Consider the following 11,789-nt stretch of genomic DNA (forward strand, 5'->3'; position numbering starts at 1 on the left):
GTCACATCGCATAGAGAGGTTGCCGATATGGCCACCACCACCTGGAACCCCACCCGTCCCTGGCGCGGCATCATGGTCGCCACCGCCCTGCCCCTGCGCGACGACCTGTCCGTCGACTATGACGCCTACGGCGCCCATGTGCGCTGGCTGATCGACAACGGCTGCGACGGCGTCGTGCCCAACGGCTCCCTCGGCGAGTACCAGACCCTCACCGACGAGGAGCGCGTCCAGGTGGTCCGCACCGCCGTGGAGGCGGCGGGCGACGGGGACCGGGTGATGCCGGGCGTCGCCGCGTACGGCAGCGCCGAGAGCCGCCGCTGGGCCGAACAGGCCGCCGAGGCCGGGTGTGGCTCGGTCCTGCTGCTCCCGCCCAACGCCTACCGGGCGGACGAACGGTCCGTGCGCGCCCACTACGCCGAGGTGGCCCGGGCGGGAGTGCCGGTCGTCGCGTACAACAACCCCATCGACACCAAGGTCGACCTGACGCCCCCGCTCCTCGCCCAGCTGCACCAGGAGGGCAGCGTCGTCGCCGTCAAGGAGTTCAGCGGCGATGTCCGCCGGGCGTACGAGATCGCCGAACTCGCCCCGGAACTCGACCTGTTGATCGGCGCCGACGACGTGCTCCTCGAACTCGCCCTCGCGGGCGCGGTCGGCTGGATCGCCGGATACCCCAACGCCTTCCCCGCCTCCTGCGCCGAGCTCTACCACGCCGCCGTCGCCGGGGACCTGGCCACGGCCGTGCCGCTCTACCGCTCTCTGCACTCCCTGCTGCGCTGGGACTCGAAGACCGAGTTCGTCCAGTCCATCAAGCTGTCGATGGACATCGCCGGACGGCCCGGCGGCCCCGTCCGCCCGCCGCGCGCCCCGCTCTCCGGGGAGATCGAGGCGGGGGTGCGCCTGGCCACCGAGAAGGCCGTGGCCGACGGCCACCGCTGATCCGTCCGGCCGCCGCCGGTCAGGCGTTGCCATCTCGCGGGCAGGCGGCGCGGTTCTCCCGCCGCCTGCCCGCGCGGCGCAGCGCCCGTCACCGGCCGGGCCCGGCTCGCCGCGACTGCCCCGTACTTCCTCGACCCGCACACCCCCTTCGTTGGAGGACCCCTCCCGTGACCGCTGACGTCACTCACCTCATCTCCCGCAACCCGGCCGACCCCGCCGACGTCCTCGTCCGGATCCCGGCCCCCGGGGCACGTGCCGCCGCCGACGCCGTGGAGCGGGCCCGTGCGGTCCAGCCGGGATGGCTGCTCGGCGGTGCGGCCGCGCGTTCGGCCGCGCTCGGCGCCGCCGCCGACGCGGTCGAGGCCGCGGCGGACGAACTGGCGGCGCTCGCCGTGCGCGAGGTGGGCAAGCCGCTCGCCGAGGCCCGGGCCGAAGTCGCCCGTACCGTCGCCATCTGGCGGTACTACGCCCAGGCGCCCTACGAACCCGTCGGGGCGGTCCACGAACCCGCCGCGGGATCCGGCCTGCTGCTCACCCGCCGCAGGCCGCACGGCGTCGCCGGGCTCATCACCCCGTGGAACTTCCCCTTCGCCATCCCGAGCTGGAAGGCCGCCCCGGCGCTCGCCGTCGGCAACGCGGTGGTGCTCAAGCCCGCTCCCGAAGCCACGGCCTGCGCTCGGCGTCTGGCCGAGGTCCTCCAACGCGCTCTGCCCGCAGGGGTGTTCACGGTACTGCCCGGCGGGGCCACCGAAGGAGACGCGCTCGTCCGCTGCGCCGACGTCGTCTCGTTCACCGGCTCGACCGGCGTCGGCCGGGCGGTGGCGCGTGCCGCCACCGAGAGGGGCATCGCGGTCCAGGCGGAGATGGGCGGCCTGAACGCCGCGATCGTCCTGCCGGACGCCGACATCGCGCAGGCCGCCGCCCACATCGCCGCCGCGATCGCCGGATACGCGGGCCAGAAGTGCACCGCCACCAGCCGTGTCATCGCCGTCGGCGCGGCTCTCGACCCGCTGCGCGAGGCGCTCGCCGAAGCGCTCCGGGCGCTCCCGGTCGGCGACCCGGCCTCGGTGGACACCGTCTGCGGGCCGCTCATCAGCGAGCGCGCCCGCGACCGGGTGGGCGAGGCCTCCCGCGGCCTGGACGTGCTCGCGGGCGGGACCGCGCCCCGGCACCCCGGCTGGTACACAGCCCCCACCTTGGTGGAGAAGGTCTCCCCGGCCCATCCCCTGCTGCGCGAGGAGTTCTTCGGCCCCATCGCCGCCCTGCTGCCCGCCGACGACCTCGCCCACGCGGTACGGATCACCAACTCGGTCCCGTACGGCCTGGTCACCTCGGTGCACACCGCCGACCTGGACACCGCCCTGCACGGATTCGACCGGCTCGACACCGGGATGATCCGCGTCAACGCCCCCTCCACCGGCGTCGACTTCCACCTTCCGTTCGGCGGCACCAAGGAATCCAGCCACGGGCCGCGTGAACAGGGCCGGGCCGCCCTGGAGTTCTACACCTCCAGCCGCACCTACACTTTGTCGCCCTCGCGAGCGAGGTGACCTCGTACGCGCGCCGCCTGCCCCGGCGGGAACGGCCCCCGGCCCCTCCATAACGCGACGTTATGCCGGAACGAGGGCTCCTCGCCGGGAGGCCGCCCGCGCCATGCTCCTCCAAGAAGAGTCACACAGCACCCGGCGGCGCCCGCGCCGCGAAAGGCATCCATGAACCCGGCGTACGCAACCGTCGACCACGTCTTCACCGTCCCGCTGGACCACTCGGCCCCGCACGGCCCGACCCTCCAGGTCTTCGCCCGCGAGGTCGTCGACCGCGCCCGGGCGGGCGAGCGACTGCCCTGGCTCCTCTATCTCCAGGGCGGCCCGGGCGGCAAGTCGCCCCGCCCGTCGGCCGGTTCGCCCGGATGGCTCGACCACGCACTGAAGACCCACCGGGTACTCCTGCTCGACCAGCGCGGCACCGGCCGCTCCACCCCCGTAACGGGCCGGACGGCCGCCGACTTCCCGTCCCCGGCCGCCTTCGCCGACCACCTGGCCCACTTCCGCGCCGACGCGATCGTCGCCGACGCCGAGCTGATCCGGCGCCGGCTGTGCGGCGACGAACCCTGGGAGACCCTCGGCCAGAGCTACGGGGGCTTCCTCACCCTCACCTATCTGTCCCGGGCCCCCGAGGGGCTGCGCGCCTGCTATGTGGCCGGTGGGCTGCCCGGCCTGACGGCCACCGCCGACGACGTGTACGCCCGCACCTACCCCCGGGTGCGCGATCGCGTCCTCGGCTTCTACGCCCGCTACCCCGACGACGCCGCCCGCCTGCGCGAGATCGCGGACCTCCTCACGGCCACCGACGTACGGCTGCCCGACGGGGACCGGCTCACCCCCCGTCGCCTGCGCACCCTCGGCCTCGCCCTCGGTATGGGTGACGGCCACGAGCGGGTCCACTGGCTGCTCGACGAAGCCCTGGACGCGAAGGGGGAGTTGAGCGACACGTTCCTCCACCAGGTGATGGGCGTGACCGGCTTCACCGGCAACCCCCTGTTCGCCGTGCTGCAGGAGACCCTCTACGGCCAGGGCACCTCGGCCACCGGCTGGGCCGCCGCCCGCGCGCTCGGCGACTTCCCCGGATTCGCCGACGGCGCCGACCCGTTCCTCCTGACCGGCGAGATGATCTACCCCTGGATGTTCCAGGAGGTCGCGGCCCTGCGTCCCTTCGCCGGGGCCGCGGACCTGCTGGCCCGACGCACCGACTGGCCGCAGCTGTACGACACCGGCCGCCTCGCCGCCAACGAGGTCCCGCTCGCCGCGATCGTCTACCACGACGACATGTACGTGGACGCGGGGCTCTCCCTGCGCACCGCGCGCGAGGTCGGATCCTGCCGCGTCTGGGTCACCAACGAGTGGGAGCACGACGGGATCACCGCCTCGGGCGGGCGGGTCCTCGCCCGCCTGATGGACCTGGCCGCCGGCCGCGCCTGACCGGCCCCCCACCCCCTTTCGCCCGCCTCCTGGAGGAGAGCCATGCCTGCCCCCTCGCTCCGACCGCGCCCCCTCGCCATCGCTGCCGTCGCCCTCACCGTGTGCCTGGCCGGAAGCGGCGCGGCGACCGCCGCACCCCGGCCGCACCAGGCCACTCCCGCCGCCTGCGCGCTGCCCGGCCGGACGGGCTGGACCGACGAGGGCCACGACACCGACCGCACCCAGTTCCAGCCGTCGACCGGCACCCACCGCGTCCTCACCCTGTTCGTCGACTTCCCCGACGCACCGGAAACCGGCTCCACCGCCCCCTACGCCGCCCAACTCGCCCCCGCCGCGCAGTGGATGCGAGCGGCGAGCTACGGCCGCTCCCGCCTCGCCCTCACCCCGCTGCGCCGCTGGATACGGATGCCCGCCGCCTCCACGTCGTACGACTTCGCACGCGGCATCACCTTCGAGGCCCACGAGAAGTACGTTCGCGACGCGGTCACCGCGGCCGACCCCTACGCCGACTTCTCGCGGTACGACATGGTGTACATCGTCCCCACCAAGGCGGCGACGGCCGTCCCCTTCTCCCCGACCTACCTCTACGACCCGGCCACCGCGGGCATCACGGCGGACGGCACCCGGCTGAAGTGGGCCGTCACCTTCGGCCAGGACATGTGGCGCTGGGGTCCCAAGGTCGCCGACCACGAGACCGCCCACACCTTCGGTCTCCCGGACCTGTACTCGTTCACCGGGGACACCCACCAGTACGTCGGCGGCTGGGACGTCATGGGCAACATCGCTGGGGCCGCCCCTCAGTACCTCGGCTGGCACTCCTGGAAACTCGGCTGGATCCGCGACGACCAGGTCGCCTGCCTGGCCGCACCGGGACAGCGCACCGTGCGCCTCACCCCGGTGGAACGCCCCGGCGGCACGAAGATCGCCGTCCTGCGCACCGGCGAGACGACCGCGTACGTGGCGGAGTCGCGGCGTGCCGAGGGCAACGACCCGGCCGCCTGTTCCACCGGCGTCCTCGTCTACAAGGTCGACTCGGCCGCCGCGACCGGCGAGGGCCCGGTCCGGATCGCCCCGACACACCCCACCACCGTGCCCACCGGCTGTACCGCACCGGACCTGGCCGCCCGGACCGCGGGACAGAGCGTCACCGACCCCGACACCGGCGCCCGCATCGATGTCCTCGCGGGCGGTACGGCGGGGGACACGGTGCGGCTCAGCAAGTGAGCGGCGGCGTACCGATGTGACCGGTGTCCGTCGGGCCGGGGCGGTGACCGCCGGATCAGGTCCGGATCACGACCCGATCGGTATGCGGAGGACCTGCCCCGGCACGATCTTGTCGGGGTCGGTGATCTGGGCCGGGTTGGCCCGCACGATGCGCGAGTAGAGGGAGGCGTCGCCGTAGTACGTCTTGGCGATGGCCGACAGCGTGTCGCCCCTCACCACCTTGTGCTCGCGGTAGCCGTAGTAACCGGGCACGATACGCGGCCCGTAGATGACCGGAACGGTGACGGCGTTGATCTCGCTGCCGTCCCTGGCGCTCGCTTCGAAGACCTGGACGAGCAGTCGGTCGAGCTGGAAGGACGCGTGGCCGACGTCGACGGCGAGATGGAACTGCCCGTGTTCACCGGTGCCGCCTCCCGCGGTGAACGTGCCGGTCACCTGGTGGTGGCCGTCACTGACGCGGTACTCAAGGGTGGCCTCGAATCCCGTGGCGACCCCGCCGATGTGGATCGGGTTGCCGACCAGGTCGAGGGCGCGCGGCTGGTCCATGCGATTGGTCATGAAGCCTCCCAGGTAGTGAATTGTGCGGCACTCGCAGCTTCGGCGGCGGGCCGACGGAAAACAACGGCACGCTTCGGCCGATTTCGCGGCGCCGGTCCGGGTGGTGGCCAATGTGCGAGGGCTCTCCCGCCGCCCCCGCCCGCCCGCTACGCGCCGGAGTGCAGATGGGCCGCCCACGTGTCGGGGCGATCGGGCATGTGGTCGCGCAGGTGGCGGACCGCTTCGTGCAGTGCCCGGGCGGCCCGGTCGGGAGTGAGGTCGGAAGGGCTGCCCAGGGCCGCGTAGAACAGCCGGGCGAGTTCGGCGGCGTGGCTGTCGTATACGGGCCAGAGCGTGGCCACCACGCCGCGGAAGCCCGCGAGTTGGAACGCGGTGGCGAGGTTGACGAACTCGTCGGCCAGGTGCGGCACGCCCGTGGAGGCGGTGCTGCACGCGGAGAGGAAGGCCAGCCCGGCGTGGTCGAGGTCCAGGGCGGCCAGGCCGCTCACCGTGAGCGGGGCGTCCTGAAGCAGGAGACGGCTGCGGGACGGGTCGACGGGGTCGCTGACGGCATGACAGGCGAAGTGGACCAGGGAGCAGTCGCCCATCGCCGACATCACGTTCTCGCGCATGCTCGGGGTGGTCTCCTGCGCCGAGGTGTCCGTGTGTTTCCGCCGCGCGGTGAGCACCAGCGGCTCGGGCGTATGGGTGCGTACGTACCCCTCCTCCTCGGCCGTGTGCGGCAGCGGAGGGGCGCCGGGGGTGAGCGGCATCGTGACGACGAGCGCGCGGTGCGAGGAGCGCGGGGGCAGGGGGCGGCGGGCATGGCGCAGTGCGCGCAGGGTCGGGGTGTAGGAGGAGACCACGCGGTCCATGACGGTCGCCCCTGAGCCGCCCGTGGGGGCCCGGTGGTATCCGGCGGCGTGCAGGGGGAGCAGGCCGAGCAGCCCGCCGGGGCTCCACCACACACGAGGAGTCTGGTGCCCCGGGGGTGGGGGAGAGGTGAGATTGAGGGCGGTCAGGACGGGCTCCGCCGCGACGTCCCACAGCCACTCCAGGGTGGAGTTGAGGGTGTGCAGGGCCGGTTCACTGCGTGCGGGAGTGGGACTCGGCGCCCACCTCAGCGCCGCGGTGAAGTCCTGAGCCCTCTGCCTCACGGTGTCCCGGTCCAGGCCGGGCAGGGGCAGCGCGGTGACGGCGTCGGGGCGGATCAGCAGGGCGTGGCTGCCGTGGCCGCTCACGGCGAAGACCACCACCGGCCCGTGCGCGGCCTGGGCCAGCAGGTCCGGCAGCTCCATCGGCAGCAGGAACCGGTCGAAGCCGGGCCGGGACCTGATCTCGTCCAGGACGGCGGAGAACTGCGCGGCGAGGTCGCGCCGGGCTTCCGTGGCCGGGTACCAGGGTTCGGCGGACGCCCAGACGCCGGGAGCGTCGTCCGCGTAGGCCGCGTTGAGCCGTTCGCGTATCGCCAGGAAGCGCGTGGCGAGTGCAGGCAGTCGGCGGCGCAGGTCGGTGACCTCGCCCCGGGTGTCGAGTGCCTGGCCGAGCATGACGCCCCGGCCCGCCTCCGTCAGCCGCAGAGCCCTGGACGCGGCCGATTCGGCGGCCGGGGGGTCGGTCCTCGGTTCGTCGCGCGCGGTCAGGACCAGGGCGGCGGCATCGGCGGCGAGTTCGAAGCAGGTGCCGAGCAGGCTCTGCTGATCGGTGCGGGCCAGCATGCGCGGGGTGAGCGCGGGCAGAACGTCCACGGCCGCTTCCAGCAGCGCCGCCGCCCGCACCGGCTCCCGGTCGGACAACAGGCGTACGGCGGCGCGTACGGCGGTGAGGCGGCGCAGGGGCGCGGTGCCGGTCAGCTCCCAGGCCTCGGTGAACGCGCTGACGGCCGCGGACTCGGCGGATTCCGCGTCCGGGTCCGTGGCGGCCGTCAGGACGAGCAACTGCCCGAGGTTGACGAGCGGATAGGTCCGTGAGGGGGCGCCTGCCGGAAGGATGTCCAGGACTTCACGGAAGGCGCGGGCCGCTTCGTCGCGTACGGCGGTATCCGTGGGGTCCTGGAAGGCCAGGGCCAGCAGGCTGTAGCCGAGGTTGTTGAGGTGCGTGGCGCGCGCCGGATTCCCTGCGGCGGTCGTTGCGACGGCTCGACGGCCGACGGCGATCGCCTCGTCCAGGTCGGCCGGTTCGGCTGTGAGGTCGAAGCGGTCGCGCAGCGCCAGGCACAGGTTGGACAGGCATCCGGGCAGCCGGGGGTCGACGGGTGCCATCAGTTCGGCGGCGCTGCGGGTGCTGTCGATCGCCGCGTCGAGCTCGGTGGCCGACCGGGTGCGGTGGTACCGGGTCAGCAGCGCGTACCCCTCGTTGTTGAGCAGTTGGGGGTGGGCGGGATGGCCGGGCTCCAGCCGGCTGCTCGCGTCGCGTACCGAGGCGAGGCACGCGTCGATGTCCTCCAGTGCGCCGCTGTGCTCGTACCGGGTGAGGAAGGCCAGCGCGTTGTTCGCGATGATCGTCACCCAGTCGGGATGGTCGCGCGGAGTATCCGCGAGGGCCGCGCGGCCCAGCTCGATGGCCTCGTCCAGATCGTCCGGGCGGCCCTCGGCGGATGAACGCCTGACGAGGCAGAGCGCGAGCTGCTGCCGGGCCCGGGCACGGTGACGCGGGTCGGCGGCGTGTACGGCGGCCGACTTGGCGGCCTCGATCGCCCGGGCGATGTCGGCGGGCTCTCCCGAGCGCAGGAAGCGGGTGCGGTACATGAGGCTCAGGTTGGACAGGTCGAGCGAGGGAGCATGCCCGGCGCCCGGCGCGTCACGGAGCTCACGGCTGAGAGCGAGCGCGCGGTCGAGGTCTTCGAGGTGTCCGTCGCTCTGGAAGCGATGGGCGAGCGCGCCGCTGAGGGCGCGCAGCGCCACGTCCCGGTTGGCGTGTCCGGCGGGCGCCGCGGCGAGCGCCGCCCCGCCCAGTTCGACGGAGAGGTCGAGGTCGTCGCGAACGCCGGTGTGCGCATGGGCGGAGAGCACGGTGAGGGAGGCGTTGGCCAGATGGCGGGCTCGCCCGGCGGACTGGGGGGACAGGGCGCGGGCGTGCCGTACCGCGAGGTCCCTCGCCGCCTTGAGAGCCGTCGGATCCCCGGTGTGCTCGAAGATCGTGTGCCAGACCCCCGAGACGGCGAGCTGGGCCTCCACGTCGTCATCCGGCGCCGCGGCGGCGGCGCGTCGCGCGGTCTCGGCGGCCTCTTCCATGACCTGCGTGTCCTGGGTCCGCGCCGCGCGGATGGCGAGCCACTCGCCCAGCATGGCCAGCAGCAGGGCGAGCAGAGGGTCGCCGGGGCCGGTCGCCGTGACCAGCCGGCGCATCCAGTCGATCGACTCCTCCAGATCGCTGAGCGACCGCGACCGCTCGTAGCGCAAGTGCAGGAGTTGCGCGGCGAGTTGCACGCCGTTCGGATGCAAGGGGTCATCGGACTGGCCCGCGTCTGCGCAGGCGCGGGCGGCCTCCACTGCCGCGTCCAGGTCCTCCGGGGCGGCCGTGCTCTCGTACCGGGACCACAGGGCGGTCGCCATGATGCCCATCGCCGCCGGCCGCTGCGGTTCGTCTTCGGCCATCGTCGTGACGGCGTGGCGGGCTGTGTCGACGGCCCGGTCGAGGTTCTCGGTGCCACCGCCCCGCTCACCCAACAGCCGTAGGGCCACGCTCAGATTGGCGAGCACACCCGCGACCGCAGGGCCCGCCGCGATGTGGCCGACGATACGCATCCAGGCCCAGGCGGCCCTGGTGGCCGAATCCAGGGTCCCCTTGTCACCGGCGTCCTGAAGCATCCGCACAGCGGGCTCCATCGCGGCCCCTGCCAGCGTCGGGAGCAGCTCCTGGGGCAGCGACGCACTGGGCACGTATGCCTCCCCGGCGAGGAAGGCGGGAAGGAGGCGCAGCACGGCGAACGTTTCATGGAACTGCGCGACCTCACCGGCAAAGGCCCGCGCACGGTGCCATTCCACCCACCCCAGGGCGACGACGCCGTCCATCGTCCGGTTACCGGGGAACTGCTCCTCCAGACGTGCCACGTCGGCCGCCACGTCCGGGTCGAGGATCGACGACGGGTCTCCCGTGTCGGCGATCGTCTTGAGGTGCCCCTGTACGGCGCCGAGCGCTTCCGGCTCGCCCGGCCCGTTCTCCGCCGCCCCGTTCTCCGTCACCCGGCCCGCCCCTCCACTGCCCGCCCCGGTTGCTCTCGCGTCTTCGAGTGTCATGAAGCCGGACGCTCCTCGCAGGGGTTCGAGTGGACTGCCCTCGGCGGGCCGGGATGACGCATACGCAGCAGCGGGCTGATCAGCAGGGTGCGTTGGTGTCGGCCCTCGGATCGGCCGCCGTGTAGTTCGGCGTCACCGTACTGCCGGACCCCGAGCCGGAGCCGGTGCTGCGGCGCTCTGCGTTGTTCACACGCCGCACGGTGCTGAGCGCATGCTGCCCACGTCATGGAATCCCCCGCCCCACCCCGTGCCGTACTGCGCCCCGCCCGTCCGGCAACCTCACCGTCGGCCGTGGCAGCAGCGGTTGGCCGCCCCCCTTGAGACATACCTAAGCTTTCAACAGTCGAGTCCTTTCGGCCACCTACTGGCCGATTCGTGACCCGGAGCTGGGGGCGCGGCGGAATTCGCACGCCCCCGGCGTGCGACCAGCGTCAGATCGTTGGCCGCCCGGGGCAACTAGGGTGGTGATCATGACAACAGAACGATGGGCGCTGGGCGGCGATTTGAGCGTCGCGAGGATCGGGTACGGCGCGATGAAGCTGACCGGCTGGCCGAAGGGGGAACGGCCCACCCGGGACACGGCCCTGGCCATCCTGCGCAGGGCCGTGGAACTCGGCGTGAACCACATCGACACCTCGCACTACTACTCGCGTGACGGGGTGGCGGCCAACGAGCTGATCCGGGAGGCGCTGCACCCCTACCCCGACGATCTGGTGATCGTGACGAAGGTGGGCGCACTGGTCGAGGGCTCCGACGTCGCCCTGCCCGCGGCGGAGAAGACCGGCCTGACCCCCGACAACCTGCGCCGCGGCATCGAGGCGAACCTGCGCTCGCTCGGCCTGGACCGCCTGGACGTGGTGAATCTGCGGATGGGCGACCTCGACCGGACCCAGACACCCCTGGCCGCGCCCCTCGAAACCCTGCTCGCACTGCGCGAGGAGGGCCTCATCCGGCACCTGGGCATCTCCAACGTCACAGCCGCCGAGTTCGACGAGGCCCGCAAGATCGCACCGATCGCCTGCGTCCAGAACCTCTACAACCTGGCCCAGCGCGACGACGACCCACTCATCGACGCCTGCGCCGAAGCGGGCATCGCCTACGTGCCCTTCTTCCCGGTCGGCGGCTTCCGGCCTCTGACGGCCGAGCGCCTGGACGCCGTCGCCGCCCGCCACGGCGCGACCGTGCCGCAGGTGGCCCTCGCCTGGCTCCTGGCCCGCTCCCCGAACACCCTGCTCATCCCCGGCACGGGCTCGCTGGGCCACCTGGAAGAGAACGTCGCGGCCGGGGCGTTGAGGCTGAGCGCGCAGGACATCGCCGAACTCGGATAGAAAAGACGGGCCTTGACCTTCCCGCACACGCCGTCGGCGACGGCCGCGGCCGCGGCGGAACGTGGTCGGCACGGCCGGTCCGGCAAGGGCGATGCGGATGGTGACCGCCCAGGTCCGCCTTCGGAAACCGGGGTGTAGCAGCATGTGGGGCCTGGTGTACGGAGTGATGGAAAGAACCCCGAGTGGTCAAGGTAGTGATTTCGTTGGCGAATTCGGGGGAATGTCGCTGTGAGCCAACCGCCCAGTCAGCAGCCGCCGCATGAGCCGGTTCCGGGCAACCCTTATGCGCAGCCCAGGGGTTACGGTCAGCCAGGTCCGGTGCGGCCCGGTGGCTACGGCCAACCCCCCGGCGGCGCCGGGCACCCGCCGCAGCCACCGTACCCCGGTGGCTACGGGCCGCCGAGCCCGGCACCGTACGCCGAGACTCCGCCACCGGTCCCGCCGGCCCCGCCGGGCAACGGGGGTCAGGGCCCCTTCCGCCGCAAGCCCGTGGTGATCGTGGCTGCTGTGGTCGCGGGCTTCTGGCCGTCGGTGGCGGTGTGTACATC

General features: G+C 73.0%; 7 protein-coding genes. 5 read left to right on the forward strand and 2 right to left on the reverse strand.

The genetic code is table 11. The annotated features are described in order from the left end of the window. Positions 1–27 precede the first annotated feature (27 nt). The 4 genes from ACFWA7_RS01375 to ACFWA7_RS01390 all read left to right on the forward strand — a co-directional run bounded on the left by ACFWA7_RS01375 (position 28) and on the right by ACFWA7_RS01390 (position 5,138). Positions 28–936, forward strand: coding sequence for a dihydrodipicolinate synthase family protein (locus ACFWA7_RS01375; protein WP_385820118.1), 909 nt, complete (start codon positions 28–30; stop codon positions 934–936). A gap of 167 nt (positions 937–1,103) precedes the next feature. Next, positions 1,104–2,486 (forward strand): aldehyde dehydrogenase family protein, encoded by a 1,383-nt coding sequence (locus ACFWA7_RS01380; protein ID WP_385543195.1) that lies wholly within the window; start codon positions 1,104–1,106, stop codon positions 2,484–2,486. 162 nt (positions 2,487–2,648) lie between these two features. Further along, a complete protein-coding gene (locus ACFWA7_RS01385) occupies positions 2,649–3,914 on the forward strand; it encodes an alpha/beta fold hydrolase (protein ID WP_385820120.1) in 1,266 nt (421 codons plus the stop codon). Between the two features lie 42 nt (positions 3,915–3,956). Then, complete coding sequence (locus ACFWA7_RS01390) at positions 3,957–5,138, forward strand: M6 family metalloprotease domain-containing protein (RefSeq protein ID WP_385820122.1); 1,182 nt, start codon at positions 3,957–3,959, stop codon at positions 5,136–5,138. A gap of 66 nt (positions 5,139–5,204) precedes the next feature. Here the strand turns inward: ACFWA7_RS01390 and ACFWA7_RS01395 are convergent, their stop codons facing one another. Next, positions 5,205–5,696 carry a Gmad2 immunoglobulin-like domain-containing protein gene (locus ACFWA7_RS01395; protein WP_385543186.1) on the reverse strand — a complete coding sequence of 164 codons (492 nt, stop codon included), beginning with the start codon at positions 5,694–5,696 and terminating at the stop codon, positions 5,205–5,207. Positions 5,697–5,842: 146 nt separating this feature from the next. Beyond that, positions 5,843–9,913: a CHAT domain-containing protein gene (locus ACFWA7_RS01400; protein ID WP_385820124.1), complete on the reverse strand. Its 4,071-nt coding sequence runs from the start codon at positions 9,911–9,913 to the stop codon at positions 5,843–5,845. Between the two features lie 470 nt (positions 9,914–10,383). On the opposite strand from ACFWA7_RS01400, the gene ACFWA7_RS01405 reads away from it, so the two are divergent. Next, entirely contained in the window at positions 10,384–11,241 is an 858-nt protein-coding gene (locus tag ACFWA7_RS01405; RefSeq protein WP_385820126.1) for an oxidoreductase, read from the forward strand. The last annotated feature ends 548 nt before the right edge of the window (positions 11,242–11,789 follow it).

The organism is Streptomyces sp. NPDC059994, from assembly GCF_042737755.1.
Lineage (GTDB): Bacteria > Actinomycetota > Actinomycetes > Streptomycetales > Streptomycetaceae > Streptomyces.

Coding starts and splice junctions, on each gene's coding strand:
- ACFWA7_RS01390 (WP_385820122.1), top strand. CDS start 3,957: ATGCCTGCCCCCTCGCTCCGACCGCGCCCCCTCGCCATCGCTGCCGTC.
- ACFWA7_RS01375 (WP_385820118.1), top strand. CDS start 28: ATGGCCACCACCACCTGGAACCCCACCCGTCCCTGGCGCGGCATCATG.
- ACFWA7_RS01400 (WP_385820124.1), bottom strand. CDS start 9,913: ATGACACTCGAAGACGCGAGAGCAACCGGGGCGGGCAGTGGAGGGGCG.
- ACFWA7_RS01395 (WP_385543186.1), bottom strand. CDS start 5,696: ATGACCAATCGCATGGACCAGCCGCGCGCCCTCGACCTGGTCGGCAAC.
- ACFWA7_RS01385 (WP_385820120.1), top strand. CDS start 2,649: ATGAACCCGGCGTACGCAACCGTCGACCACGTCTTCACCGTCCCGCTG.
- ACFWA7_RS01405 (WP_385820126.1), top strand. CDS start 10,384: ATGACAACAGAACGATGGGCGCTGGGCGGCGATTTGAGCGTCGCGAGG.